The organism is Mycolicibacterium sp. XJ1819 (assembly GCF_053483675.1).
In genome coordinates, this window is sequence record NZ_JBEFST010000005.1 from 140,330 (window position 1) to 166,754 (window position 26,425).

Annotated in this window: 20 protein-coding genes and 1 tRNA gene; 8 read left to right on the forward strand and 13 right to left on the reverse strand. The window is 69.6% G+C overall.

Translation table 11 applies throughout. From position 1 onward, the window contains the following. Positions 1–8: 8 nt before the first annotated feature. Positions 9–980, forward strand: coding sequence for an NADPH:quinone oxidoreductase family protein (locus ABQE89_RS07160; RefSeq protein ID WP_448415543.1), 972 nt, complete (start codon positions 9–11; stop codon positions 978–980). Between the two features lie 20 nt (positions 981–1,000). Here the strand turns inward: ABQE89_RS07160 and mbtM are convergent, their stop codons facing one another. From mbtM to ABQE89_RS07185, 5 genes are all read right to left on the reverse strand, one after another. Further along, positions 1,001–2,518, reverse strand: coding sequence for a long-chain-fatty acid--ACP ligase MbtM (gene mbtM, locus ABQE89_RS07165; RefSeq protein ID WP_448415702.1), 1,518 nt, complete (start codon positions 2,516–2,518; stop codon positions 1,001–1,003). Between the two features lie 47 nt (positions 2,519–2,565). Next, complete coding sequence (locus tag ABQE89_RS07170; RefSeq protein WP_448415545.1) at positions 2,566–3,981, reverse strand: MDR family MFS transporter; 1,416 nt, start codon at positions 3,979–3,981, stop codon at positions 2,566–2,568. 135 nt (positions 3,982–4,116) lie between these two features. Continuing rightward, positions 4,117–4,190 (reverse strand) — tRNA-Met (locus tag ABQE89_RS07175). A 128-nt stretch (positions 4,191–4,318) separates the two neighbouring features. Then, complete coding sequence (locus ABQE89_RS07180; protein WP_448415547.1) at positions 4,319–7,324, reverse strand: UPF0182 family protein; 3,006 nt, start codon at positions 7,322–7,324, stop codon at positions 4,319–4,321. A 93-nt stretch (positions 7,325–7,417) separates the two neighbouring features. After that, positions 7,418–8,440, reverse strand: a complete 1,023-nt coding sequence (locus ABQE89_RS07185; RefSeq protein WP_448415549.1) for a YlbL family protein — start codon at positions 8,438–8,440, stop codon at positions 7,418–7,420. Positions 8,441–8,518: 78 nt separating this feature from the next. On the opposite strand from ABQE89_RS07185, the gene ABQE89_RS07190 reads away from it, so the two are divergent. From ABQE89_RS07190 to ABQE89_RS07200, 3 genes are read left to right on the forward strand one after another with little or no spacing between them, the layout of a single operon-like run. Beyond that, positions 8,519–9,883, forward strand: a complete 1,365-nt coding sequence (locus ABQE89_RS07190; RefSeq protein ID WP_448415551.1) for a zinc-dependent metalloprotease — start codon at positions 8,519–8,521, stop codon at positions 9,881–9,883. 52 nt (positions 9,884–9,935) lie between these two features. Next, positions 9,936–10,766: a bacteriocin biosynthesis cyclodehydratase domain-containing protein gene (locus ABQE89_RS07195; RefSeq protein WP_448415553.1), complete on the forward strand. Its 831-nt coding sequence runs from the start codon at positions 9,936–9,938 to the stop codon at positions 10,764–10,766. Positions 10,767–10,808: 42 nt separating this feature from the next. After that, complete coding sequence (locus tag ABQE89_RS07200) at positions 10,809–12,143, forward strand: macrolide-binding ATPase MABP-1 (protein ID WP_448415555.1); 1,335 nt, start codon at positions 10,809–10,811, stop codon at positions 12,141–12,143. 47 nt (positions 12,144–12,190) lie between these two features. On the opposite strand, the gene ABQE89_RS07205 is transcribed toward ABQE89_RS07200, so the two are convergent. The 3 genes from ABQE89_RS07205 to ABQE89_RS07215 form a co-directional block, all read right to left on the reverse strand. Further along, a complete protein-coding gene (locus tag ABQE89_RS07205) occupies positions 12,191–12,472 on the reverse strand; it encodes a WhiB family transcriptional regulator (RefSeq protein ID WP_448415557.1) in 282 nt (93 codons plus the stop codon). A 153-nt stretch (positions 12,473–12,625) separates the two neighbouring features. After that, complete coding sequence (locus ABQE89_RS07210; RefSeq protein WP_448415559.1) at positions 12,626–12,829, reverse strand: hypothetical protein; 204 nt, start codon at positions 12,827–12,829, stop codon at positions 12,626–12,628. A 110-nt stretch (positions 12,830–12,939) separates the two neighbouring features. After that, on the reverse strand, positions 12,940–15,069 hold the full coding sequence (locus ABQE89_RS07215; RefSeq protein ID WP_448415703.1) for an ATP-dependent DNA helicase UvrD2: 2,130 nt from the start codon (positions 15,067–15,069) through the stop codon (positions 12,940–12,942). Between the two features lie 75 nt (positions 15,070–15,144). On the opposite strand from ABQE89_RS07215, the gene ABQE89_RS07220 reads away from it, so the two are divergent. Continuing rightward, on the forward strand, positions 15,145–15,402 hold the full coding sequence (locus tag ABQE89_RS07220) for a mycoredoxin (protein ID WP_448415561.1): 258 nt from the start codon (positions 15,145–15,147) through the stop codon (positions 15,400–15,402). A gap of 88 nt (positions 15,403–15,490) precedes the next feature. Here ABQE89_RS07220 and nudC read toward each other — a convergent pair whose 3' ends face one another. Both nudC and ABQE89_RS07230 read right to left on the reverse strand, forming a co-directional pair. After that, positions 15,491–16,426, reverse strand: a complete 936-nt coding sequence (gene nudC, locus ABQE89_RS07225; protein WP_448415563.1) for an NAD(+) diphosphatase — start codon at positions 16,424–16,426, stop codon at positions 15,491–15,493. Beyond that, positions 16,423–17,502, reverse strand: a complete 1,080-nt coding sequence (locus tag ABQE89_RS07230; RefSeq protein ID WP_448415565.1) for a potassium channel family protein — start codon at positions 17,500–17,502, stop codon at positions 16,423–16,425. The genes nudC and ABQE89_RS07230 overlap by 4 nt, the downstream gene beginning before the upstream one ends. A gap of 39 nt (positions 17,503–17,541) precedes the next feature. Between ABQE89_RS07230 and ABQE89_RS07235 the strand changes: the two genes are divergently transcribed. Further along, positions 17,542–17,946, forward strand: coding sequence for a DoxX family protein (locus ABQE89_RS07235; RefSeq protein ID WP_448415567.1), 405 nt, complete (start codon positions 17,542–17,544; stop codon positions 17,944–17,946). Here the strand turns inward: ABQE89_RS07235 and ABQE89_RS07240 are convergent. Beyond that, positions 17,943–21,188, reverse strand: a complete 3,246-nt coding sequence (locus ABQE89_RS07240) for an ATP-dependent helicase (protein WP_448415569.1) — start codon at positions 21,186–21,188, stop codon at positions 17,943–17,945. The two genes, ABQE89_RS07235 and ABQE89_RS07240, sit on opposite strands and share 4 nt — an antisense overlap. Next, on the reverse strand, positions 21,185–24,313 hold the full coding sequence (locus ABQE89_RS07245; protein ID WP_448415571.1) for an ATP-dependent helicase: 3,129 nt from the start codon (positions 24,311–24,313) through the stop codon (positions 21,185–21,187). Before ABQE89_RS07245 ends, ABQE89_RS07240 begins: the two co-directional genes overlap by 4 nt. A gap of 64 nt (positions 24,314–24,377) precedes the next feature. Here ABQE89_RS07245 and ABQE89_RS07250 point away from each other — a divergent pair, with 64 nt between their 5' ends. Then, positions 24,378–25,160 (forward strand): alpha/beta fold hydrolase, encoded by a 783-nt coding sequence (locus ABQE89_RS07250; RefSeq protein WP_448415573.1) that lies wholly within the window; start codon positions 24,378–24,380, stop codon positions 25,158–25,160. Positions 25,161–25,162: 2 nt separating this feature from the next. Next, entirely contained in the window at positions 25,163–25,459 is a 297-nt protein-coding gene (locus ABQE89_RS07255; RefSeq protein WP_448415575.1) for an MGMT family protein, read from the forward strand. A 79-nt stretch (positions 25,460–25,538) separates the two neighbouring features. Here ABQE89_RS07255 and ABQE89_RS07260 read toward each other — a convergent pair whose 3' ends face one another. Continuing rightward, the gene (locus ABQE89_RS07260) at positions 25,539–26,393 is read right to left on the reverse strand and encodes a TIGR02569 family protein (protein ID WP_448415577.1); all 855 of its coding nucleotides are present in this window, start codon (positions 26,391–26,393) and stop codon (positions 25,539–25,541) included. Positions 26,394–26,425: the final 32 nt, after the last annotated feature.

The window sequence follows — 26,425 nt, forward strand, 5'->3', positions numbered from 1 at the left end:
GGGCCGCTATGCGCGCGATACAGATTGCCAGTCTCGACGGTCCCCAGGCGGCCAAGGTCGTCGAACTCGACGAACCCGACGGCGACGGGGTGGTGCTCGTCGACGTGCACGCCGCCGGTGTGGCGTTTCCCGACGCGTTGCAGTCGCGCGGGCTCTACCAGTACAAGCCGGAGTTGCCGTACACGCCGGGCGCCGAGGTCGCCGGCGTGGTGCGCAGTGCGCCCGACGGCGCGCACGTGGCCGCGGGTGACCGGGTGTGCGGGCTGACCATGCTGTGCGGCGCGATGGCCGAGGTGGTCGCGCTGCAACCCGACCGGGTGTTCACGCTGCCGGACCGGGTGTCGTTCGAGGCCGGCGCGGGGCTGTTGTTCAACGACCTCACCATGCACCACGCGCTGCGGACCAGGGGCCGGCTGGCCGAGGGCGAAACCGTGCTGGTGCACGGCGCCGCGGGCGGGATCGGCACCTCGACGCTGCGGCTGGCGCCGGCGTGGGGGGCGTCGCGCACCATCGCGGTGGTCAGCACCGAGGACAAGGTCGAGGTGGCCAAGGCGGCGGGCGCCTCCGACGTGGTGCTGGCCGACGGCTTCAAGGACGCGATCAAGGAGTTGACCGACGGGCGCGGCGTGGACATCGTCGTCGACCCCGTCGGCGGCGATCGGTTCACCGACTCGCTACGGTCGCTGGCACCGGGTGGGCGGCTGCTGGTCATCGGCTTCACCGGCGGCGAGATCCCCACGGTCAAGGTCAACCGGCTGCTGCTGAACAACCTCGACACCGTCGGAGTTGGTTGGGGCGCATGGAGTTTGACCCATCCCGGATATCTGCACGAGCAGTGGGCGGAGCTGGAACCGCTGCTGGCGTCGGGCAAGGTGTCCGCGCCCGAGCCGGTCGTCTACCCGCTCGAGCGCGCCGCCGATGCGATCGCCTCGCTGGAGGACCGCACCGCCAAGGGCAAGGTCGTCGTCAAAATGCGGTGACCGCGCACGAAACGTCGCGGCTAGAACTGGCCGGCGTCCAGGCCGCGTTTGACCTCGAGCCTGCGCAGCTTGCCGGACGTGGTCCTGGGCAGCGTGCCGGGCCGGACGAACACCACATCCGCTGGGACGACGCCGCATTCGGAGGCGACGCGACCGACGACCTCGGTGCGGGCGTCGGCCTCGTCGCGGCCGCGGAACTCGGCGACCACCACGACGCCGGGACGGATCGACTTCTCGCCGACGCCGACGGCCACGACCGCACCCTCGCGCACCCCGGGCGCTGCGGCGGCCACGCGTTCGACCTCGGCGGGGAAGATGTTTCGGCCCGCCACCGTGATGAGTTCCTTGGCCCGCCCGCACACCACCAGGCCGCCGTCGACGAGGTAGCCGAGATCGCCGGTGGAAAACCATTCCTCGGGATCGTGCGGGGCATCGCCGCGGTATCCCGACATCATCGAGGTGCCGCGGATCATCACCTCACCGACGCGGCTCGCGTCGTCGCTCGCCTCGATGCGCACCTGCATCCCGTCGATCGGCTCGCCGAGCACGGCGTAACCGGCCTCGTCGACCACCAGTCCGGTGCCGGGCTCGGGAACCGTTACCGCGCAGGTTGATTCGGCCAGCCCGTAGGACGGCGCCAAAGCCCCTGGAGAGAGGCCGAAGCGGGCCATCTCGGTGGCGAACCGTGCCGTGAGCTCGCAGTCGACGGGCTCGCCGCCGTTGAGCGCGAAGCGCAGCGGCCCCAGGTCGACGTCGGTGACCCGCCGCGAATACTTCCCGATCAGCCCGTAGGCCATGTTCGGCGCCGCGGTGATCGTCGCGCGGCTGTGGCTGAGCCAGTTCAGCCAGCGAAACGGCGAGGCCTGAAACGCCGCCGTCGGCGCCAGCCACAGGTCGACGCCGCCCAGCGCGCCGGCGAGCACGAAACTCAACCCCATGTCGTGGTAGAGCGGCAACCACGAACAGCCCACGTCCTCGGGTGTCACCCCGATACGGGCGTTGAGGCCACGCAGGTTGGCCAGCACGGCATCCGGCGAAAGCTGCACGGTGCGCGGGACTCCCGTCGACCCGGCGGTGCCCTGCAACAGCGCCACCGATGGCGAGGTCTCCGGTGGTCGGAAGGTGCTCGAGCGCTTCAGCGGCGCCACTGCGTCGAGTTCCTTGACCAGTGGTCGCGCGTCGGCAATCGACAGCTGCTCCAAGTAGGCGCCTCGGCTCAGGACGTGGCTGACGCCCATGCCCTCGAACCGCGCCAGCGTCGACTGCGCCCACTGGACAGCGTCCGCGCCGCGCACCGGGCCGGGAGCGATCGACACCGCGACGCCCGCCTGGAAGGCGCCGAAGATGGCGGCGATCAGCTCGACCGAGGGGTCGCCCGCCAATCCCAGCGCGTCGACGTCGTCGTCGAGCAACCAGTCGGCGACGTTCTGCGACCGGGCGTGCACCTCGGGCCAGGGATGGCGCACCCAATCGCCGTCGTCCAGTACGACCAGCGCGTTATCGCAGCTGGACAACCGATCGGCCAAGGCCGCTGCCAACACGTTCACGCGCCTAAAGCTAACTCATCCGCGTTCGCTGTGGACGGCTAGCTTTGCGGGGCGGCAGGCCCCGCCTCGACGCGGTGGATCGGGAACTTGCGCGGCACGGTGAGCAACAGCGCGATTGTGATCGCGGCGGCCACCAGCAGGCCCACGAAGACGGCGTGGGTGGCCGCGTCCATCGCCACCGCGTCGGACTGCCCGTCGTGGTGGCGCAATACGGTGTTGGCGATGGCGCCGAAACCTGCCGCGCCGATGCTCTGGCCGAGGAACCGCGAGTACATCAACCCACCGGTGACCGTGCCGCGCTGCTCCCACCCGACGGTGTTTTGCAGGCCGACGATCAACGGCGAGAACAGCAGGCCCATCCCGACACCCATCAGCGCGGTGAACGCGACCGGTTGCCACACGGGCGATTCCGCGTCCAGCAGGATCAGGCCGGCCGCGGCGGCGACCGCGGCGACCGCGCCGACCAACGCGGTGTCACGGAAGCCGATGCGCAGGTAGAGCCGCGCGGAGAATCCCGATGTGATGGGCCAGGTGATGCTCATGACGGCCAGCACGAAGCCCGCCGCGATCGGGGACAGGCCCAGCACCGTCTGCCCCCAGTTGGGCAGGTACACCGACAGCCCGATCACGATCATCCCGGCGGTGGCGGTGGCGGCGAACGAGGCCGCGGTGAGCCGACGGGTCAGCAGCCACGTCGGCAGCACTGGTTCGCTGGCACGGCGTTCGACGAGGATCAACGCGACGGCGCCGAGTCCGGCCGCGGTGAACGTGGCGATGCTCGGTGCGGAGTTCCACGGCCACATCACCCCGCCCTGCAGCAGACCGAAGATGAACAGCCCGGCGGAGATCAACACCAGCGCAGCGCCCGCATAGTCGATGCGGTGTGGCCGCCGTTCGACGTCCTCATGCAGATCGCGCACGATGAGGTACAGCGCGAAGACGCCGATCGGCAGGTTCACCAAGAAGATCCACCGCCAGGACAGGTACTGCGCGAACAGCCCGCCCAGCGCGGGGGCGATGACCGCCGAGATCCCCCACACACTGGCCAGGTAGCCCTGGATGCGGCCGCGCTCGGCGACGGTGTAGAGGTCGCCGGCCACCGTCTGCACGGTCGCCGAGATCGACCCGGCGCCGATCCCCTGGATGCCGCGGAAGATCGCCAGCGTCAACATGTTCCAGCTGGCCGCCGACAGCGCCGACCCGATCAGGAAGGCGACCACGCCGATGATCAGGATCGGCTTGCGGCCGTAGAGGTCGGCCAGCTTGCCGTAGATCGGAATCGTCACCGTCTGCGCCAGTAGGTAGACGGAGAACACCCAGCCGACCTGATCGAAGCCGCCGAGGTCGCCGACCACCTGCGGGACGGCGGTCGCGAGGATCGTGGTGTCCATCGCGACCAGGGCCATGGTGAGGATCAGCGAGATCAGCACCGGCGTCCGGGCGTCGTGTCGCACCTGGCCGCCTCCCTACCTCGCCCCGCAGCGCGTCGAGGGCCGAGATGGTGCCGATGGGCCTGCGGCGAAACTGCGGAAACTGCAATTGCAATGAAACCGGCCCCCGGAGTTTCCTCCGAGGGCCGGCTCCTCTAGTAGCGGGGACAGGATTCGAACCTGCGACCTCTGGGTTATGAGCCCAGCGAGCTACCGAGCTGCTCCACCCCGCGTTGGGTGAATCCCAGGCTACCGAAGGCCGACGCCGCTTCCAAATCGCGGGCTCCAACGCAGCGCGAGCGACCCCGAATGTGCGTCTTCGACGGTGTATCGACGCACATTAGCGGTCGCCCGCGCAGGGTTAGCGAGCCGACTGGTATTTCTCCATCGCATCGTCGAGACGTTGCAGCGCCTCGCCGAACTCGGCGAAGTTGCCGCCCTGCTGAGCTTGGCGCAGCCCGTCGAGGGCGGTGTTGACCTCTTGGAGCGCGGCGGCTTTGGCGCCCGACAGCTGGGTCGGGACGCCCGGTGACGCCGCAGCGGGAGCGGGTGTCTGCGGAACGGACTGCTCGGCGGGCGGTTGCGCCGCGGGCGACTCGCCGTCGGTGGCGGGTGCGGCCTCCGGAGCCCCACTGAGCGTCCCGGCCGGCGCGGGACCGGTGGCGGTGGCGTCGGCCCCCGGGCCGAACAGTTCGATGAGCGCATCGCGCACCGTCGGGCCGTAGCCGACCTTGTCGTTGTACATCATCGCCACCCGGATCAGCCGCGGATACGACGAGGCGGCGTCGCTGGTGCCCGGCGAGGCGTACACCGGCGCGACATAGAGCAGGCCGCCCTCGCCGACCGGCAGGGTCAGCAGGTTGCCCCACCGGATGCGGTTCTGGTTGTCCCGACCGATCACGCCGAGGTCCTGGCTGACCGCGGTGTCGGTGCTGATCGCGTTGAACGCCAGCTTCGGGCCGTTGACCTGACCCGGGATGGTCAGCACGGTCAGCTTGCCGTAGGTGTCCGGGTCGGAGCTGGCGCTGATGTAGGCCGCCAGGAAGTCGCGGCGGAACCGGTTCATCGCGCTGGTGAGCTGGAACGAAGCCGACTTATCCTCGGTGGCAAGGTTTTTCGCCACGATGTAGTACGGCGGCTGGAAGCTGCTCGCGGTCGGGTTCGGGTCGAGCGGAACGTCCCAGAAATCCGACGTCGAGAAGAACGTCACCGGATCGTTGACGTGGTACTTGGCCAGCAGCGCGCGCTGCACCTTGAACAGATCCTCGGGGTAGCGCAGATGCTCCTGCAGTTCGGGCGAGATGTCGCTCTTGGGCTTGATGGTGTCGGGAAACACCTTCATCCAGGCCTGCAGCACGGGGTCCGACTCGTCCTGGGCGTAGAGCGTCACCGTGCCGTCGTAGGCGTCGACGGTGGCTTTCACCGAGTTGCGGATGTAGGACACCTGCTTGTCGGGCTGCAACCGGTTGATCGCCACTTCGTTGGAGTCGGCGGTCGCGCTCGACAGCGTGGTCAGCTGGGAGTACGGGTAGTTGTCCAGGGTGGTGTAGCCGTCGACGATCCACACCATCCGTTTGTTCACGATCGCCGGGTACACGGTGGTGTCGGTGGTCAGCCACGGCGCCACCGCCTCCACCCGATCCGACGGGGCCCGGTTGAACAGGATCTTGCTGTTCTCGCCGATCACGTTGGAGAACAGGAAGTTTCGCTCGGCGAACTTGGCGGCGAACACGCTGCGCGCCAGCCAGTTGCCGACCGCCACGCCACCTTTGCCGGTGTAGGTGTAATTGCGGGTCTCGGTGTTGGTCTCGAAGTCGTACTCGCGTGGCGGGCCGTTCTCGCCGACGATCGCGTAGTCGGCCGGAGTGTTGGAGATCACCGGGCCGTAGTAGATGCGCGGCTGGTCCAGCGGCGCGGGGCCCTGGTTGATGTTGCCGTCGGGGCCCACGGCGTTGACCAGGAACTCGGGGTAGCCGCCGTTCTGGTTGGGGTCGTTGGCGATGCCCCGCACCGTGTTGGCCGGCGAGGCGATGAAGCCGTTGCCGTGGGTGTAGACCGAGTGCCGGTTGATCCAGTCGCGCTGGTTGTCGATCAACCGGTCCGGGTTGAGTTCACGCGCGGCCACCACGTAATCGCGCAACTCGCCGTCCCGGCCGCGGTACCGGTCCATGTTGAGGTGGTCGGAGAAATAGTAGAAGTTCTTGCCCTGCTGGAACTGGGTGAACGCCGGGCTGACGATCGTCGGATCGAGCACCCGGATGTTCGAGGTGGTGGCCCGGTCGGCGGCCACCTGCTGGGCGGTGGCCGGTGCGTTGCCCGGATAGTTGCGGTAGGTGACGACCTCGTCGGTCAGCCCGTACGCCTGTCTGGTGGCCGCGATGCTTCGGCTGATGTATTCGCTTTCCTTCTGCGCCGCGTTGGGTTTGACGCTGAACTGCTCGACCACCAGCGGCCAGCCCGCCCCCACCACCAGCGACGACAACAGCAACAGCACCACGCCGATGGCCGGAATCCGCAAGTCGCGCAGGACGATCGCGGAAAACACCGCCACCGCGCAGATGACGGCGATCGCCATCAGGATCAGCTTCGCCGGAAGCACCGCGTTGATGTCGGTGTACCCGGCACCGGTGAACGGCTTACCGGCGCGGGTGTGGCTGAGCAACTCGTAGCGGTCCATCCAGTAGGCCAGCGCCTTGAGCAGCATCAGGACCCCGACCAGCGTGACAAGCTGGATGCGCGCCGAGCGGCTCAGCGCCCCGGCCCGGCCCGACAGCCGGATACCGCCGAACAGGTAGTGGCCCACCAGGTTCGCCAGGAACGCCAGGAAGACGGCGACGAACAGGTAGCTCAACACCAGACGGTAGAACGGCAGATCGAAGGCGTAGAACCCGAGATCCTTGCCGAACTCCGGGTCGTCGACGCCGAAGCTGCCGCCGTGCAGAAACAGCTGCACGCGGTTCCAGTAGGTCTGGGCCACCAGGCCCGCGAGGACGCCGATGAACACCGGAATGCCGATGCCGACCAGCCGCAGCCGGGTCATCACCGCGGTGCGGTACCGCGCGACCGGGTCGTTGGGGCCGCTGGTCGGCACGAACACCGGCCGGGTGCGGTAGGCCAGCGCCAACCCGGCGTACACGATCGCCGCGATCACCACGGCGGCGACGGCGAACACGACCAGACGGGTCAGCAGCACGGTGGTGAACACCGAGCGGTAGCCCAGTTCGCCGAACCACAACCAGTCCACGTACGCGTCGATCAACCGCGGGCCGATCAACAACAACACCACGACGACCACAGCGGCCGCGATGAGAATTCGGCTGCGTCGTGTCAGTGTCGGCATCCGTGCTGCCGCGGGCCGCATACCCACTCGATTGACTCCAGTCTCACCAATTCATACGCCGCCACCCGACGTGCCATAACTGTACGCAAACGAACTGTACGCAAATCCGGTGGCGACAGCTCAGCACTGGGGGCGGTCACCACCGTCGGAGAGCGTCTCGAGGGCGTCGACCGCCTGCTCCAGCGTCTCCACCTTGACCAGTTCCAGGCCGTTGCTGTCGACCGTCCTGGCCTCCGCGCAGTTGTCGGCGGGCACCAGGAACAGGTCCGCGCCGGCTTCCTGGGCCGCCACCACCTTGTGGGTGATGCCGCCGATCGGGCCGACCTTGCCGTCCCCGGTGATGGTGCCGGTCCCGGCGACGAACTTGCCGCCGTTGAGGTCGCCGATGGTCAACTTGTCCACCACCGCCAGGCTGAAGATCAACCCGGCGGACGGGCCGCCGATCTTCTCCAGGTTGAACTCGACCGAGAACGGCGCCCACGGCGCGTCGAGCACCCCGATGCCCAGGTAGCCCTGGTCGCGTTCGGGGTGCTTGCCCAGCGTGATGGTGGCGACACCCGCGGGCGCGTCCTTGCGCCGGTAGTCCAGCACCACGGTGTCGCCGGGTTTGGTGTCCTTGAGCAGCGCCTGGAATTCCTCCAGGTTGGCCACCGGCGTGCCGTTGACCGCGTCGATCGCGTCGCCGTCGGCCAGCTTGCCCGCCGACGGGCCGTCCTCGTTGACCGATTCCACCGATACGGCCATCGGATAGTCCAGGTAGTGCAGCGCGGCGTATTCGGCGCTGTCCTCGGACTGGCGGAAGTCGGTGGTGTTGGCCTCCTCGATCTCGTCTCTGGTCTTGTCGGGCGGATACACAAGTTCGCGGGGGACCAACTGCTCGCGACCGGTCATCCACAACGCCATGGCCTGGCCCAGCGTCAGCCCGTCGCGCTGCGACACCGTCGTCATGTTGAGCTGTCCCGACGTCGGGTGCACGTAGGTGCCGTCGATCTCGACGACCGGCTTGCCGTCCACCTCGCCGAGCGTGTCGAACATCGGTCCGGGGCCCAGCGACACATAGGGCACCGTCCCGATCGACATCAACGCCCCGAACACCACGATCGGGACGATCGCGACGAGCAGCGTCAGAATCCGCCTGTTCACGTCGCCCAATGTAAGGGTTCACTCTCAGCGTGACCTGCCGAGCCACATGAGACGGCCGCGATGAGTACCGTTGAGGCCATGGCTGACCTGCCTTTCGGCTTCTCCCCTGGGGACGACCCCGAGCGCGACAAGCGAAAGGATCGTGAGTCGGGTTCGGATCCGTTCGGTCCCGGCGGCTCGGAATTCGACATGTCGCAGCTGGGGCAGATCTTCAGCCGACTCGGCGAGATGTTCAGCGGCGCCGGCAGCGCGATGGCCGGCGGCACGGCATCGGGTCCGGTCAACTACGACCTGGCGCGCAAACTCGCGTCGAACTCCATCGGTTTCGTCGCGCCCATCGCCGAGTCGACGAGCTCGGCGATCGCCGACGCGGTGCACCTGGCCGAGACGTGGCTCGACGGTGCGACCGCGCTGCCCGCGGGCACCACCAAGTCCGTGGCGTGGACGCCCAGCGACTGGATCGACAACACGCTGGACACCTGGAAGCGGTTGTGTGATCCGGTGGCCGAGCAGATTTCGGCGGTGTGGGGCCAGGCGCTCCCCGAAGAGGCCACGAGCATGGCGGCCCCACTGATGTCGATGATGACCCAGATGGGCGGGATGGCGTTCGGTTCACAGCTGGGTCAGGCGCTCGGCAAGTTGTCACGAGAAGTGATGACCTCCACCGACATCGGGCTTCCGCTCGGCCCGAAGGGAGTGGCCGCCCTGCTGCCCGACAACATCGAGTCGCTGTCCGAGGGGCTCGAACAGCCGCGCAGCGAGATCATCACCTTCCTCGCCGCGCGAGAGGCCGCGCACCACCGGCTGTTCAGCCACGTGCCGTGGCTGTCCACCCAGCTGCTCAACGCGGTCGAGGCGTTCGCCAGGGGCATGAAGATCGACATGAGCGGCATCGAGGAACTCGCGCAGGGTTTCAATCCCGCGGCCCTGACCGATCCTTCTCAACTGGAACAACTGCTCAACCAGGGCATCTTCGAACCGAAGGCCACCCCCGAGCAGGCCGCCGCGTTGGAGCGGCTGGAGACGCTGTTGGCCCTGATCGAGGGCTGGGTGGAGACGGTCGTCTCCGATGCATTGGGTGAGCGCATCCCCGGCACCGGCGCCCTGGCCGAGATGCTGCGCAGGCGACGGGCCACCGGCGGACCCGCCGAGCAGACCTTCGCGACGCTGGTCGGCCTGGAGCTGCGGCCGCGCAAGCTTCGGGAGGCCGCGGTGTTGTGGCGTCGGCTGACCGAGGCGGTGGGCGCCGATGCGCGCGACGGGGTGTGGCAACACCCCGACCTGCTGCCGCGCGCCGACGACCTCGACGAGCCCGCCGGATTCATCGACCGGATGATCGCCGGCGACACGACCGGCATGGACAGCGCCATCGAGCAGGCCATCGCCGATCTGGAGAAGGACGATTCCGGCAGCTCCGAGGATGGCGACGACCCCACGCCCTGAGCCTGTGGATAACTGCCGCCGGCGGTGACCCGCGCAGTGGCAGAGTCGTCGCATGCGGCGGTTTGCCCTGAACCCGGCGACCCCGGTGTTGCTGCGTCCCGACGGCGCCGTGCAGGTGGGGTGGGATCCGCGCCGCGCGGTGCTGGTGCGTCCACCGCCCGGGATGACCGCCGCCAAGCTGGCCGAGCTGCTGCGCCTGTTGCAGACCGGGGTGACGCTGGCCGAGGTGCAGGCGCGCGTCGACGGCGCCGACGCCGCGTCGGTCGCCGACCTGGTCACGGCGCTGGCCGACGCCGGTGTGCTCACGCGTACCGGCAGCCGGCGGCCCCATGCCGCCTGCGTGCGTATCCACGGCCGCGGACCGCTGTCGGATCTGTTGGCGGGGGCGCTGCGCTGCTCGGGCGCTCGGATCACCCGCAGCGACCGCGCCCACGCCGGTGCGCCGTCGCAGCCGACCGACCTGGTGGTGCTCGCGGACTATCTGGTGTGCGATCCGCGGCTGGTCCGTGACCTGCACGCCGCCCAGGTGCCGCATCTTCCCGTCCGGGTGCGCGACGGCACCGGCCTGGTCGGACCGCTGGTCATCCCCGGCGTGACCAGTTGTCTGGGATGCGCGGACCTTCATCGCAGCGATCGCGACCGGGCATGGCCCGCCGTGGCCGCGCAGCTACGCGACACCGTCGGCAGCGCCGACCGGGCGACGGTGCTGGCGACGGCCGCGCTGGCGCTCAACCAGGTCGACCGGGTGATCCGCGCGGTCGTCGGCGGCCGGGCCGATTGGGCTGGGCCGCCGCCGACGCTGGACACCACCCTGGAGTTCGACGTCAACCTCGGTTCGGTCGTGGCGCGGCGTTGGTCGCGGCACCCGCACTGCTCGTGTTGAAAACACGCGTTGCCAAGTAGGTGCGGCGTTCGCACCGCCGTCATGGATGATGGATGCGTGAGTGACATCAAGCGGGGCCGGGCCGCGCGCAACGCCAAGCTGGCCAGCCTGCCGGTCGGAATGGCCGGCCGGGCCGCGTTGGGCTTCGGCAAACGGCTGACCGGCAAGTCGAAAGACGAGGTCAACGCCGAACTGATGGACAAGGCCGCCCAACAGCTGTTCACCGTGCTCGGTGAGCTCAAGGGCGGGGCGATGAAGGTCGGCCAGGCGCTGTCGGTGATGGAGGCCGCGGTTCCCGAGCAGTACGGAAAGCCCTACCGCGAAGCGCTGACGAAGCTGCAACGCGAGGCGCCGCCGCTGCCCGCGGCCAAGGTGCACCGCGTGCTGGACGCCCAGTTGGGGACCAAGTGGCGCGAGCGGTTCTCGTCCTTCGACGACACCCCGGTGGCGTCGGCCAGCATCGGTCAGGTGCACAAGGCGGTGTGGTCGGACGGACGCGAGGTGGCGGTCAAGATCCAGTACCCGGGTGCCGACGAGGCGCTGCGCGCCGACCTGAAGACCATGCAGCGGATGGTCAGCGTGCTCAAGCAGCTCTCCCCCGGCGCCGACGTGCAGGGTGTGGTCGACGAGCTCATCGAGCGCACCGAGATGGAGCTGGACTACCGGCTGGAGGCCGACAACCAGCGCGCGTTCGCCAAAGCCTATGCGGGACATCAGCATTTCCTGGTTCCGCACATCGTGGCCAGCGCCCCGAAGGTGGTGATCCAGGAATGGATCGAGGGCATTCCGATGTCGGTGATCATCCGCGAGGGCACCCAGGAACAGCGGGATCTGATGGGCGCCAGGCTATTCGAGCTGACCTATGACGCACCACGGCGGCTGGAGATGATGCACGGCGACGCGCATCCGGGCAACTTCATGCTGCTGCCCGACGGCAAGATGGGCGTCATCGACTTCGGCGCGGTGGCGCCGATGCCCGGGGGCATTCCCATCGAGATCGGCCTGGCCACGCGCTATGCGCTCAACAAGGACTACGACAACTTGTTGACCACCATGCAGCACATCGGTTTTGTCCAGAAGGGCGAATATGTGTCGCAACGGGATATGGAAGACATGATGCGCCAGTACGTCGAACCCCTCGAGGTCGAGGTGTTCCACTACACGCGCAGATGGTTGCAGAAGATGACGGCCATCGACATGGACCGGTCGGTGTCTCAGATCAAGGCCGCCCGGCAGATGGACATCCCGGCCAAACTGGCGATCCCGATGCGGGTGATCGCCTCGAACGTCGCGATCGCTTGTCAGCTCGATGCGCGCATCCCCGCCAGAAGACTTGCCACCGAGCTGATTCCGGGTTTCGCCGAAGAAGCCGCCTAGCCCGGGCGGGCCGCCGAGACTGCTCTTCAGCAGTCTCGGCGACACCCCTAGGCGGCTGCCGGGTTGCCCACGGTGTCCTTGCGGGGCCTGCCACGCGGACGCTTACGGGCGATGATCGAGCCGCGCTCGAGGATCTCGCCGCCCCAAACTCCCCACGGCTCTTGACGATCCAACGCGGCGGCCAGGCACTCGCGGCGGATCGGGCAACCAGCGCACAACGCCTTGGCGCGTTCGAGCTCGGCAGGATTCTCGGCGAACCACAGATCGGGATCGCCGATGTGACACGGCACCGCCAGCTTCGTCTTCTTTCGGCATGTCCGGCTTGACATGGCCAGTCCTCTGCTTCCTGGTCGTCGGATTGCATCTGTCTTCTGCGGGATCCGTGACCAGGTGTCGGAGGTCGGAAAGATTCCTCTAAAAGAATCTGGCCACGGATCCGGTGACTTCGGGTCCGTGGCCTCTTCGGCTTTTGCGGGGCTTACCTAGATGGTGCCCCGATCCACGGACCGTCCTGTCGCGGCGGTGGTGCGGCGCTTACGCGGCGGCGCGATGGCGGCTGCGGCGCCCGCGGCGGCATGCGCCATGCGCGCGGGATGGGCAGCGGCAACCGGGAGGGTCCACGCAGTGCCGGCAGCGACGCCGTCGACCGAGTTGGCTACGCCGATGAACGCGTTGATGCTGGCCATGATCTCGGACACCCTCCTTTCGCACGCGGAATCACATGTGCGGTGACGACGATAAGCGTAACAGCCACGACGCACAAGCGATTTTCTGACCTGCACATTTGGCACGATTTTTACGACGTTTGGCGGCTCTTGACCATCGCAAGGACATCGGCGCCGTACTGCTCGAGCTTGCGTGCGCCGATGCCGGGAATCGCGACCAGAGCGGCGTCGTCGGTGGGCAGCGTCTCGGCGATGGCGATCAGCGTGTTGTCGGTGAACACCACGTAGGCGGGCACGCTCATCTCCTTGGAGGTGCGTAATCGCCACTCCTTGAGCGCGCCGAGCAGTTCCTCGTCGATATCGGACGGGCACGATTCGCAGCGGCGCAACATGATCGCGGGTGGCGAGGTGAGCGCGCTGTTGCACACCCGGCAGCGCGGCGGAGCAGCGCGGGACCGGCGCGGCCGCGCGGGGGCGCGCTCGGCGGACAACTGCGGTGCGATGCCGTTGAGAAACCGCGACGGTTTTCGGCTCTGCCGCCCGCCGGGTGCGCGGGACAACGCCCAGCTCAACGCCAAATGCTTTCGCGCTCTGGTGATCCCGACATAGAGCAGCCGGCGCTCCTCTTCGACCGCCTCACTGTCGGGGCCGTGGGCCAGGGCGTGCGAGATCGGCAGGGTGCCGTCGGCCAGGCCGACCAGAAACACCGCGTCCCATTCCAACCCCTTGGCGGCGTGCAGCGACGCGAGCGTGACACCCTGCACCACCGGTGGATGCCGGGCGTCGGCGCGCTGGCGAAGCTCGGCGAGCAGCATGCGCAGATCCAGCGACGGGCGTTGTGCGACTTCCTCGTCGACGAGTTCGGCCAGCGCGGTCAGTGCCTCCCACCGCTCGCGCGCCTTGGTGCCCGCCGGCGCCTCGGCCGTCAGCCCGAGCGGTTCGAGCACCGCCCGCACCACCTCGGGCAGCGGGTGCTCGACGTCGTGTTCGGCGGCCCGCTGCAACGCGACAAGCGCCTGGCGGATCTCCTGCCGGCTGAAGAACCCCTCGCCGCCGCGGACCTGAAATGGAATGCCCGCCTCGGTCAGCGCCTCCTCGTAGACCTCGGACTGAGCGTTGATCCGGTAGAGCACCGCGATCTCGGCGGGTTCGGTACCGGCCTCGATGAGCCGCTTGATGCTCTTGGCGGCCGCGGTGGCCTCGGCGACCTCGTCGGGGTGTTCGGCGAAGGTGGGCTCCGGACCGGGCGCGCGCTGGCCGATCAGGTGCAGCTTGCTGCCCGCCATCCTGCCGCGCGCGGCGGCGATGACGCGGTTGGCCAGCGACACCACCTGCGGAGTGGACCGGTAGTCGCGTTCCAGGCGGACCACCGCGGCGTCGGGGAAGCGCCGGGAGAAGTCGAGCAGATAGCGCGGGCTGGCGCCGGTGAACGAGTAGATGGTCTGGTTGGCGTCGCCGACGACGGTCAGATCGTCGCGGTCGCCGAGCCAGGCGTCGAGCACCCGCTGCTGTAGCGGTGTGACGTCCTGGTATTCGTCGACGACGAAACACCGGTACCGGTCGCGGAACTCCTGCGCGACGGCCGGATCGTTCTCGATGGCGGCCGCGGTGTGCAGCAGCAGGTCGTCGAAGTCGAGCAGCGTCATGCCCTCGCGGCGGGTCTTGAGCGTCTCGTAGCCGGCGTATACGGCCGCGACCTTCTGCGCGTCGAACGGGATGTCGCGACCGGTTCGCGCGACCTCCTCGGCATAGCCCTCCGGGGTGATCAACGAGGCCTTCGCCCACTCGATTTCGCCGGCGAGGTCGCGTACGTCGTCGGTGCTGGCCTGCAGGCCGACCCGGTGCGCGGACTGCGCGACGACCGAGAACTTGGTGTCCAGCAGCTGCCAGGTGGTGTCGCCGACGACACGCGGCCAGAAGTAGGACAATTGGCGACGGGCCGCGGCGTGAAACGTCATCGCCTGAACTGCGTCGGCCGACACCCCGGACCAGTCGCTGCTCAGGGCACGCAACCGGGCGCGCATCTCGCCCGCCGCGCGCTGGGTGAACGTCACGGCGAGCACCTGCCCGGGGGCGACGTGCCCCGAGGAGACGAGATGGGCGATGCGGCGGGTGATGGTGCGGGTCTTGCCCGTTCCGGCGCCCGCCAGCACGCACACCGGCCCGCGGGCGGCCAGGACGGCCTCGCGCTGCTCGTCGTCGAGGTCGTCGAGGATCTGTGAACCCTGCACGCCCGCCGCCTCTACCGACATGGGCTCCATCATGGCAGCGCCGACCGACAAATCCACCGACGTGCGGCCGGGCATGTTCGGGTGGTCGGATACGTTGGAGGCACTATGAGCGCTACGCAAGTGACTTCCCAGGTGACCATGTACACCACGCCGTGGTGCGGCTACTGCATCAGGCTCAAGAAGGTGTTGGAGTCCGAGGGCATCACTTTCACCGAGATCGACATCGAAGCCGACCCCGAAGCTGCGAAGTTCGTGTCGTCGGTCAACGGCGGCAACCAGACCGTGCCGACGCTGAAGTTCGCCGACGGGTCGACGCTGACGAACCCCACCCCCAAGGACGTCAAGGCCAAACTGGCGTCATAGGTGCGCTCTTCGAGAGCGACGAAATAGCGTGGCCTACTCGCACTTTCACGCCCGTTTGTCCGTTTGGCGAAAAATCGGGTAGGGGGTCTTAGCCGGCGGCGACCCAGGACTCGATGATCTCCCGCGCGATCGAGATCGAGCCCGGCAGCAACAGCCGCGACGACGAACTCTGCGCGCTCCAGTCGCCGGCCTGAAGCGCCTCGCGGATCTCGTCGCGGGTGAACCACGCCGCCTCGGCGATCTCGCCGTCGTGAAACGCGAACTCCTGCTCGGGGTCGCCGATGGCGTGGAATCCCACCATCAGCGACCTGGGGAACGGCCAGGGCTGGCTGCCCAGATAGCGGACGTCGGTGACCGTCAGCCCGATCTCCTCGGCGACCTCGCGCACGACGCAGGACTCGAACGACTCCCCGGCCTCCACGAACCCGGCCAGCAGCGAGAACAACCGCTGCGGCCACAGCGTCTGGCGGGCCAGCACGGCGCGGTCGTGGCCGTCGTGGATCAGACAGATCACCGCGGGGTCGATGCGGGGAAACTCCTCGTAGCCGTTGAGCGGGTTGACCCGTGACCAGCCGCCCTTGCTCGGCCGTGTCGGTGCGCCGTCGACCGTGCTGAACCGGGCGTTGTCGTGCCAGTTGAGCAGCGCGGTGGCGGTGGCCACCAGTTGCGCGCTCAGGTCGTCGAAGATCTGGCCCGCCCGGCGCAGATCGAGCACCTCGGTGACCGCGGTGGGGTCCTCGGGCGCGGCCAACTCCGCGCGCACGGCCCACACATGCCTGCCGTCGTCGAGTCGGCCGAGGAACACCGCGCTCTGCGGCGGTTTGTCCCCGAGCACGCCCGCATCGCCCAGAACCACCCGCCCCTCGGAGATCAGCACCTGATTGCGCCGGTCGACCCGCAGCAGCAGCGCGTCGGACCACCCGGCGATCGCCGCGTCGACGTCGGTGCGCAGCGTGTCGGCGCGGTCGGCACCGACCCGTGACAGCAGCGGGACGTTGCGCAGCGAGAAATCGCGTGAGCTCATCGGTCGGCGTCCGCGCTGCGGATGTAGAGCAACCGGTCGCCGGACTCCAGCGCGTCGACCCGTTCGTCGTCGACGCGCAGCAGGTCCCCGCCGCGGACCACGCCGAGCACGATGTCGGTGAGGTGACGCGGTGATCCGCCGACCTCCTTGGGGGTGACCTCGCGTTCGGAGATCGCAAAGCCGGCGTCGGGGGTCAGCAGGTCCTCCATCATCTCCACCACGCTGGGGGTCTGCACCGCGATGCCCAACAGCCGGCCCGCGGTCTCGGCGGTCACCACCGTCGAGTCGGCGCCGGACTGCCGCAGCAGATGCTGGTTGTCGGTCTCGCGTACCGCGGCGATGATCTTGGCCTTGGGGGCCAGTTCCCGGGCGGTGAGCGTGACGAGCACGGCGGTGTCGTCGCTGTTGGGCGCCACGATGATGGCCTTGGCGTGCTGGGCGCTGGCCAGTCGCAGCACCTCGGAACTGGTGGCGTCACCCCGGACGGTGACCAGTCCGGAGCTCTTGGCGCGGTCCAGCGCGGTGGGCTGGTCGTCGACGACCACGATGTCGGCGGGCGCCACCTCGTCGCCGACCAGCGCGGCCGCGGCGGTTCTGCCCTTCGTGCCGTAGCCCACGATGACGATGTGGTTGCGCACTTTGTTCCTCCATCGCTGGATCTGGTACACCTGCCGCGACTGTGTGGTGAGGGTTTCGACCGTCGTCCCGATGAGCACGATGAGGAACGCGATCCGCAGCGGCGTGATCACCAGGACGTTGATCAGCCTCGCGGTCGGGGTGAACGGGGTGATGTCGCCATAGCCCGTCGTCGACAGCGACACCGTCGCGTAGTAAAGGCAGTCCAGGAAGGACAGCTGGTTGTCCTGCACGTCGCGGTAGCCGTCACGGTCGATGTAGACGATCAGCACGGCGGCGAACAACGCCAGCGTCGCGTAGATGACCCGGCGCACGATGCGCTGCGTCGGGCTGACCGTGGCGGTGGGAATCTGCACCGTCTCGGTGAGCGCGTGGACCGGCAGATTGTCCAGCGACTGGTCGAACCGGCGGAGTCGACGCCTCAGCGTTGCTTTAGCCACCCGTCATCGGCCCGAGTCTGCGCACGTCATTATGTAACCATGGCCTCTCCCCCTGCCGAATTGCAGCAGATCGTCAAACCGTCGCGGGCGTACCGGATGGCGGCGATGCTGCTCGGCATCGGCAGCCTGCATTTTCTGGCTCCCAAACCGTTCGACGAGATCGTCCCGGCGGAGTTGCCCGGAAGCGCGCGCCTCTACACCTACGCGTCGGGGGTCGCCGAGTTGGCCGTCGGTGCTCTGCTGCTGGTGCGTCGGACCAGGCGGATCGGCGCGCTGGCCGCCGCGGCGCTGTTCGTCTCGGTGTTCCCGGCCAACGTGAACATGGTGCGGCTGTGGTTCAGGGACCCGGCCAAGTCGCTTCCCATGCGGATCGTGGCCATCGCCCGTCTGCCGCTGCAGATCCCGATGATCGTCGAGGCGCTCAAGATCCACCGCAACTCCTAGGCGGCCTCCAGCAGTTCGGCCAGCTCCTCGGCGTCGGGCAGCCGGTCGGGGACCACCGTCTGGCCGCTGCGCACATAATGGAACGCCGCGCGCACCGAGTTCACCGGGCAACCGTGCAGCGCAGCCCACGCGATCCGGTACACGGCCAGCTGGATGGCGGTGTGCTGCTTGGCTTCCGGTGTGTCCGGCGGATCGCCTGTCTTCCAGTCGACGACTGTCGCCCCGCCGTCCTCGTCGGCGAACACGGCGTCGATACGTCCGCGCACCACCCGGCCCCCGATGACCATGTCGAACGGCACCTCCACATCGATGGGGGTGCGGGCCGCCCAGACCGACACCGCGAACGCGGCCTGCAGTTCGCCGAGCTGTTCGGCCACGCCGGCGTCGTGGTCGACGGCGCCGGGCAGATCGTCCAGGTCGAAAAGCCGCTCGGCGTGGTAGAACCGCTGCACCCAATCATGAAAAGCGGTGCCCAGCAGGGCGTGCGGGTCGGGCCGGGTCGGCAGCCGGCGATGCAGCCGTTGCGCAACCCCGTCGGGGTCACGGCTCAACTCCACCAGTGTGCTCACCGACAGTTGTGGGGGCAGCGCAGGCGCGGGACGGTCGGCGGCGCGGTCGCGTTCGGCGAGCAGGGCCTCGACGTCGGATGCCCAGCTCTCGCCGCCGTCGGCATCGGCGGGGTCGGAGTCGAGGCCACCGGTCATCGCCGACGCGACGAGTTCGGCGCCGCGGGTGACGTCGTCGCGCCGCGAGCCCGCGGGGTCGGTCGGCCACATCGCCTCGGTGACGTTGTCGCGCAGCGGGTTCTGCTCACCGGCGGCGGGCTCCGGTGCCCACTCGTCGACGACCCCGCAGGCATCGCCCTCGGCGGCCGACTGCTCGATGACCTCCTTGATCTCCGCGAGGAACTCCGAGGGGCCGCGCGGCTTGGTGTCGGCGGCGCCCCAGTGGTGGCCGGAGATCAGCAGGGTGTCCTCGGCACGGGTGATCGCGACGTACAGCAGCCTGCGCTCCTCGTCGATGCGGCGCTGATCGAGGCTCTTCTTGTGCTCGGAGATGGTGTCGGACAGCTGCTTGCGGTTGGTGACGTCGGAGGTGTCGAGCACCGGTACCCCGTGCTCGGACAGGGTGGCCCGGTCGCCGCGTAACAGCGGCGGCAGGTCACCCGCGTCGGTCAGCCAGGTCCGCGTCGTCGCCGTGGACGGAAACACCCTGCTGCTGAGGTGCGGAACGGCGACCACCTGCCACTCCAGCCCCTTGGCGGCGTGGATGGTGAGGATCTGCACCCGGTCGTCGGCGACGTTGACCTCCGCGGGGGCCAGGCCGTTCTCCACTACTTCGGCGGCGTCCAGGTAGGCCAGCAGCGCCGCGATGTCCGCGCCGGGACGGCCCGCGAAGTCGGCCACCACGTCGGCGAACGCGTCCAGATGCTCGGTGCCCGACCAGCCCGCCGACACCGGTTGCCGGGCACGGGCCTCGGTGTCCACCCCGATGACCCGGCGCACCTCCGCGATCAGGTCAGGCAGTGGATGGGTGAGATGGGCGCGCAGCGCGGACAGTTCGCGCGCCAAGGCGCCGATGCGCTCATACCCCGCCGCCGAATATCCCGTCGCGGGCCCCGGATCGCTGATCGCGTCCGCCAGGCAGGTGGTGTCGGCGTCGGGGGCGGCCTCGGCCACGATCCGGTCCGCCGCACTGGCCGGCGTCGGGTCTGCGCCGCGGCCGAGTTCGACCGCGCGCCGCCACAGCGCCGAGATGTCGCGTCCCCCGAACCGCCAGCGCGGGCCGGTGAGCACCCGCATCGCGGCGGTGCCCGCGGTCGGGTCGGCCGCCAACCGCAGCGTCGCCACCACGTCGGCGACCTCGGGCACCGCGAGCAGACCCGCCAGGCCCACGACCTCCACCGGGACACCGCGTGCGACCAGCGCATCGGCCATCGGCGCGGCGTCGGCGTTCCGGCGCACCAGCACGGCGGCGCTGGGTGCCGCGGCGCCCCGGCTGTGCGCACCGTGGTAGATCTCCGCCAATCGCTCTGCCACCCAGTTCCGTTCGGCCACCACGTCGGACCGCAGAGCACACCGGATGGTGCCGGGTTGGGCGTCGGGTTTGGGTCGCAGCGCCCGCACCGCCACCGACCGGCGGCGCGCCTGCGCCGACACCGCATTGGCCAGATGCAGCGCCCTCGGTGGATTGCGCCAGCTGGTCCGCAGTTCCAGCGTCGGCGCCGGGCTGCCGTCCGCGCGCGGGAAGTCGGTGGTGAACCGCGGCAGATTGGTGGCCGAGGCCCCGCGCCAGCCGTAGATCGACTGGATCGGGTCGCCCACCGCGGTCAGCGCGAGGCCCTCGTCCACACCCCCGCCGAACAACGACGACAACGCGACGCGTTGGGCGTGGCCGGTGTCCTGATACTCGTCGAGCAACACCACGCGATAGCGGGCTCGCAGTTGCTCACCGACGTGAGGGAACGCCGAGGCCAGTCGGGCCGCCGAAGCCATCTGCATGCCGAAGTCCATCACCTTGTCGGCGCGCATACGCCGGTGCAGTTCCTCGATCAGCGGCACCAGCTGGGTGCGGTCGGTCTGCGTGGCCAGCATCCGCAGCAGCCACTGGCTGGGGCCGCGATCGCGCTGATAGGGCCCCGCGGGCAAGCTGTGAACCAGCCGTTCCAACTCGACGTGGGTGTCGCGCAGCTCGGCGGTGTCGACGAGATGTTCGGACAGCTGGCCGGCCAACCGCAGCACCATCGACGTGATGGCCGCCGGTGTCTTGTCGGTGTCCAGCGCCGGATGTTCACACACCACACGAAACGCCAGCTGCCACAGTCCGGTTTCGCTCAGCAGCCGGGTCTCGGGTTCGACCGGCAGCAGTAACCCGTGCTCGCGCAGCAGGTTTCCGGCGAAGGCGTGGTAGGTGCTCACCGTCGGTGGATCGTCGAGCGGGCCCACCGCGTCGGCGACCAGGCCCGCACCCGCCAGCCGGGCCAACCGCATCCGGACTCGGCGAAGAAGCTGCCCGGCGGCCTTGCGGGTGAACGTCAGACCGAGCACCTCGGCGGGCCGGGCGTAACCGTTGGCGACCAGCCACACCACCCTGGCCGCCATCGTCTCGGTCTTGCCCGCTCCGGCACCGGCGATGACGACAAGAGGCCCCGGCGGCGCCTCGATCACCGCGGCCTGTTCGTCGGTGGGCGCGAAAAGACCGAGTGCGGAGGCGAGTTCGGCGGGACTGTAGCGAGCCGTCATGACCGATCCCCCGAATTCGTCTGGGCCGGGCAGATCGCCCGCACCGGGCAATGCGTGCAGCCGTCGTTGACCCGCGCCAGGAACTGCGGCCCCTGGGTGGCCGCGGCGGCCTGGCCTACCACTTCGCGCCACTGGGCCTGCGCCTCCGAAGTCAACGGGTCCTGTTCGCGTTCCGTCGCACCCCCGGCGCCGGTCTTGCCGAGGTACACCAGCCGGCCGCCGCCTGGTGAGGCCTCCGGCTCGACAAGCCCTTCGGCGATCGCCAGCTGATACAGCGCCAGTTGAGCGTGGCGCTGCGCATCGTCCTTGGTGACCGGGCTTTTGCCGGTCTTGATGTCGACCACCACCAGCCGTCCGGCCCCGTCGCGCTCCAGGCGGTCGGCACGTCCGCGGATCCGCACCTGCGCACCCGCCCCGTCACCGTCGACGACGCCGTCGATGTCGACCTCGGTGCCGACCTCGGTGAGCTCGTCACGGGTCTGGGTCCGCCACTGCGCGAACGTCCAGAGCATTCCGCGGTGCCGGGCCAGTTCGTTGGCCGAATACCACGCCGACTCGAACGGCAGCTTGTCCCACACCGATTCGAGGTCGTTGACCAGTTGGCTTTCCGTCCTGCCGGACTCGGCGAGCAGGGCGTGCAGCAGCGAGCCCACCGCCGAACGCACGTCACGTCGGTCGGTGCCGCCGTGGCGTTCGAGCAGCCAGCGCAGCGGGCAGTCGTGCAGCGTCTGCAGGGTCGACGGGGACAGCGTCACGGTATGGCCGTCACCGTCCCACAGCGGCTCCTCGGTCGACAGCGACGTGGTGGCATACCACTGCCCAGGGTCGGCACCGGCGACCCCCGCTGCGGCCAGCCGTGCCAATTGTGTCGCCGCACAGATACGTACCTTCTCGTCCACGGCCCCCTGTGGGGCGCACAGCACCGAACGCAGCCGGCCGACGAGCGCTGCGGGCGCCAACAGGCGCGGCGCGCTGACCGGCATCTCGAGGCCGGGGGCGGTGTCGGTGGCCAGTGCGGCCAGCTCGTGGCAGAACGACGAGGGCAGCATCGATTCGTCGGCGCTGTCGGTGTCGACCGCGGTCACCAACAGCCTGCTTCGGGCCCGGCCCATCGCCGCGATGAGCAGCCGACGCTCCTCGGCCATCAGCGGCGCCCTGGTCGACAAGCCACGTTCGCCCGCGTCGGCCACGCCGTCGAGCACGTCGACGAGTTGCTGGGTGCCCAGCACGCCGCCACGCGGAACGGTGTTGGGCCACAGACCTTCCTGCACACCGGCGATGACGACGACGTCCCACTCGCGGCCCACCGCCGCGTGTGCGCTGAGCACTGCGACCGCCTCTTGCGGATTGCCCTCGTCGCGGGGCGGCGTGGCCAGCCCCAGCGTCGAGATGTGGTCGATCAGACCGCGCAGCGATGCTCCCGCGGTGCGATTCACGTACTGTTCGGCGACGTCGAACAGCGCGGTGACGGTGTCGAGGTCGCGATCGGCCTGGACGCCGGCCGTGCCACCGCGCTCGGCGGCCGACAGCCAGCGACGCTGCAGACCCGAGCGGTGCCACGCCTGCCAGAGGGTGTAGCGCGGATCGCCGTCGCCTGCCGCGCTGCGCCGCGCCGCGGTCAGCACTGCCCGGACCCGGCGTAGCGGACGCGCATGTTCGGCCGACAGGCCCTCGGGTTCGCGCTGCAGCGCGTCGACGAGCAGGTCGGCGAACTCGCGAGGCGGCACCGACCCGTCGGCGCGGCGAAGTGCGCGGCGCAACTGTCGCAACGAGACCGGGTCGACGCGCCCAATCGGACCGGTGATCAACGAGAGCGCCTGCGCCCCGGTGAGTTCGGAGACCGTCGCCTCCAGGACGGTGAGCAGCGCCTGGACCGCGGGCTGCTCGGACAGCGGCGCGGTGGGCGTGGGCACATCCACGGGAACGCCCGCGGCGGACAGCGTGCGGGCCAGCGCGGCGCCCAGGCGCGGCACCGAACGCACCACCACCGCCATCTGCGACCACGGCATACCGTCGACGAGGTGTGCACGGCGCAGCGCGTCGGCGATCAGCGCCGACTCCGCGTGCGGTGACGCGGCGATGCGCACCGACACCGAACCGGGGGGCGCGTCGGCGCCGTCGAGGTGACGGGCCTCGGCGGCGCCCGGCAACCGCTCGGCGATCCCGGTGATCGCGCGCGCGACCGCCGGGGCGCAGCGGCGCGACCGCGTCAACGTGATGGCCGGTTCCTCGCCGCGCAGCAGCGCGGGGTCCGCGCCGCGGTAACCGAACACCGACTGATTGGGGTCACCGGCGAGGACGGTGAGGTTCGCGCCGGCCGACAGCACCCGAACCAGCCTGCCCGCCTGCGGATCCAGGTGCTGGGCGTCGTCGACCAACAGCAGGTCGATGCGGCTACGCTCGCCGGCGAGCAGGTCAGCGTCGGTGGCCAGGGCTTCCAACGCCGCGCCCACGAGTTCGGCGGCCCCCAGCGCGGGCACCGTCGCCTGGGGCGCGGCCATCCCGACTGCGGCGCGCAGCAACATGATCTGTTCGTAGGCCTGGGCGAACTGCCCCGCGGCCAACCACTCCGGGCGGCCCGAGAGCCGGCCGATGCGTTGCAGCTCAAGCGGATCCACGCCGCGCTCGGCGCAGCGCGCGATCAGATCGCGCAGCTCGGTGGCGAACCCGGCGGTGCTCAGCGCGGGCCGCAGCTGCGTCGGCCACTTGACCGGCGAACGATCACCGTCCTCGAGGTCACCGGCGAGCAATTCGCGGATGATGCCGTCCTGCTCGGCGCTGGTGATCAGCCGTGGCGGCGGGTCCCCCTTGCGCTGCGCCGCCAACCGCAGCACCGCGAACGCATACGAGTGCACGGTGCGCACCAACGGCTCACGCACGACGGCCCGGTCACCGGCCTGCAGCAGGGCCGAGGTGATCGCGGCGCGGGCGTGGGCGCCGAGGCGGGCCGAACCGGTCAGCAGCAGAACCGATTCCGGGTCGGCCCCCGCGGCGATGTGCGCGGCCGCGGTCTGAGTCAACAGTGTGGTCTTGCCGGTTCCCGGTCCGCCGACCACGCGTACCACACCGCGCAGGCCCGGGTCGGTGAGCGCGGTCGGGGTCAGTTCGGTGTGCGGCGCGGACATGTTCCGAATGACACCACGGGGGTCCGACAAGCCACCGATCGTCGCTGCTGGCAGCATCACAGGGGTGACCAGGCGCCTGCATGTACACCGTTTCGGCCCGCCCGCGCCACCGCAGGTGCTGGCTATTCACGGATTGACCGGCCACGGCCTGCGGTGGCAGACGTTGGCGGCCCGGCACCTGCCCGACGTCGGGGTCATTGCGCCGGACCTGCTGGGGCACGGTCGTTCCCCGTGGGCCGCGCCGTGGACGATCGACGCCAACGCCTCCGCGCTGGCCGGCCTGCTCGACGCCGAGGCGGTTGGCGCCGTGGTGGCGGTCGGGCATTCCTTCGGCGCCGCGGTGGCACTCGCGCTCGCCGCGGCCCGACCGGATCTGGTCGCGGCGCTGGTGTTGCTCGACCCCGCGGTCGGCCTGGACGGGGAATGGATGCGCGGTATCGCCGAGGACATGCTGGCCTCGCCGGACTACACCGACCGCGCCGAGGCCCGCGCCGAGAAGGCGCACGGCTCATGGGGCGATGTCGCCCCCGACGAGTTGGACCGCGAACTCGACGAACACCTCGTGCAGCTGCCCGACGGACGGGTGGGCTGGCGGATGAGCATTCCGGCGATGATGTCGTACTGGAGCGAACTCGCACGGCCCATGGCGGTGCCGCCCGCCGACATTCCCGTGACCGTGGTGCGGGCGGGCCGAACCGACCCGCCCTACGTCACCGAGGAACTGCTCGCCGGACTGGCCGACCGCGGCGACTTCACGCTCACCGAGTTCGACTGCGACCACATGGTCGCCCAGGCGCTTCCCGCCGACACCGCGCACGTCATCCGCGGGCGGATCGCCGGGAGCTGACGATGCCGGCCGTCACCGACCAACAGATCGAGACCGTGCGCGCGCTGGTCGCCGCGATCCCGAGCGGTCGGGTATCGACCTACGGCGACATCGCCGAGGCCGCAGGGCTTTCCAGCCCCCGCATCGTCGGCTGGATCATGCGCACCGACTCCTCGGATCTACCGTGGCACCGGGTGATCACGGCATCGGGCCGGCCGGCCCGCCACCTGATGACCCGGCAACTGGAGTTGTTGCGGGCCGAAGGGGTGCTGGCGCACGAGGGCCGCGTGCGGTTGAGCGAGTACCGTCACGATTTCTGATCGCGAACAGACGCAAAGTGCGCGCGACACGCCGTAGTTCCGGCGATTTTGCGTCTGCTCGCGGTGGAAGGGGCCCGGACTACAGCACGAGCCGGACAAGCGCCGCGGTGCGGGCCAGACCGGGGAACGCGGCGGCCGTCGACCGCGGATGCAGAGTGTGCACCGCGAGTCGGAAGATCAACGCGCGCAACAACATCTGCGGCCATTCGGGCAGCGGACTCCACCGCTCGATCAGCCCGTCGTCGGCCTCGCCCCACGACAGCGCGTCGACGACCACTACGCCCGCGGCCCACGAGGCGGGGCGCCAGTACGGAATGATGTCGGTGATGCCGGGGGCGGCGGTGCCCGCGAAAAGCACTGTGCCGTAGAGGTCGCCGTGCACCAGCTGGCTGGGGCTCTTCGTCGGCCGGCGCAGCGCGGCGAGCTGGTTGATCAGCTCCAGTGAACGTTGTCCGTCGGCCGAACCCGGCGACACCCGGGCACCCTGCGGCAACGAATGCAGCGGTCGTTCCTCCCAGGCGGCCCGGTCGGCGGCGATGAACACGTCGACGTCGGCCCACGGTGCCACGGGTGGCTGGGTGAGAAACCGCGGCCGCTCGAGCTTGGCGGTGGCCTCGTGCAGCCGGACCGCGGCCGAGACCACCTCGTCGTGGCGTGGCTCCGGGGTGCCCGCGACGAAGGTGTCGGCGCGCCAGCCCGCCACCACGTACCGGCCGTCGGTGGAGCGCACCGGCCGGGCCAGTCGTACGCCGTCGACGAACAACGTTTCGCGGACCTTCGCCGACCATGCCGCGCGGGCGTGGTCGGCGACCATCGACAACACCACCTCGCCGCAGCGCCAGCCACCCTCCCAGCCGGAGCCAAGCGGAACCGGCTCTACACCGGTCAAACCGAACCCGGCCAGCACATGATCCGGCGGCCGCTCGACAGTCACCACCTCAGACTAAGCGGAACGCTGGCAAACCA

What these genes read in the sequence shown, in the direction of transcription:
- ABQE89_RS07160 (WP_448415543.1), top strand. Translation starts at nt 9, where the DNA reads ATGCGCGCGATACAGATTGCCAGTCTCGACGGTCCCCAGGCGGCCAAG.
- ABQE89_RS07190 (WP_448415551.1), top strand. Translation starts at nt 8,519, where the DNA reads ATGGCTGACCTGCCTTTCGGCTTCTCCCCTGGGGACGACCCCGAGCGC.
- ABQE89_RS07195 (WP_448415553.1), top strand. Translation starts at nt 9,936, where the DNA reads ATGCGGCGGTTTGCCCTGAACCCGGCGACCCCGGTGTTGCTGCGTCCC.
- ABQE89_RS07200 (WP_448415555.1), top strand. Translation starts at nt 10,809, where the DNA reads ATGGATGATGGATGCGTGAGTGACATCAAGCGGGGCCGGGCCGCGCGC.
- ABQE89_RS07205 (WP_448415557.1), bottom strand. Translation starts at nt 12,472, where the DNA reads ATGTCAAGCCGGACATGCCGAAAGAAGACGAAGCTGGCGGTGCCGTGT.
- ABQE89_RS07210 (WP_448415559.1), bottom strand. Translation starts at nt 12,829, where the DNA reads ATGGCCAGCATCAACGCGTTCATCGGCGTAGCCAACTCGGTCGACGGC.
- ABQE89_RS07215 (WP_448415703.1), bottom strand. Translation starts at nt 15,069, where the DNA reads ATGGAGCCCATGTCGGTAGAGGCGGCGGGCGTGCAGGGTTCACAGATC.
- ABQE89_RS07220 (WP_448415561.1), top strand. Translation starts at nt 15,145, where the DNA reads ATGAGCGCTACGCAAGTGACTTCCCAGGTGACCATGTACACCACGCCG.
- nudC (WP_448415563.1), bottom strand. Translation starts at nt 16,426, where the DNA reads ATGAGCTCACGCGATTTCTCGCTGCGCAACGTCCCGCTGCTGTCACGG.
- ABQE89_RS07235 (WP_448415567.1), top strand. Translation starts at nt 17,542, where the DNA reads ATGGCCTCTCCCCCTGCCGAATTGCAGCAGATCGTCAAACCGTCGCGG.
- ABQE89_RS07240 (WP_448415569.1), bottom strand. Translation starts at nt 21,188, where the DNA reads ATGACGGCTCGCTACAGTCCCGCCGAACTCGCCTCCGCACTCGGTCTT.
- ABQE89_RS07245 (WP_448415571.1), bottom strand. Translation starts at nt 24,313, where the DNA reads ATGTCCGCGCCGCACACCGAACTGACCCCGACCGCGCTCACCGACCCG.
- ABQE89_RS07255 (WP_448415575.1), top strand. Translation starts at nt 25,163, where the DNA reads ATGCCGGCCGTCACCGACCAACAGATCGAGACCGTGCGCGCGCTGGTC.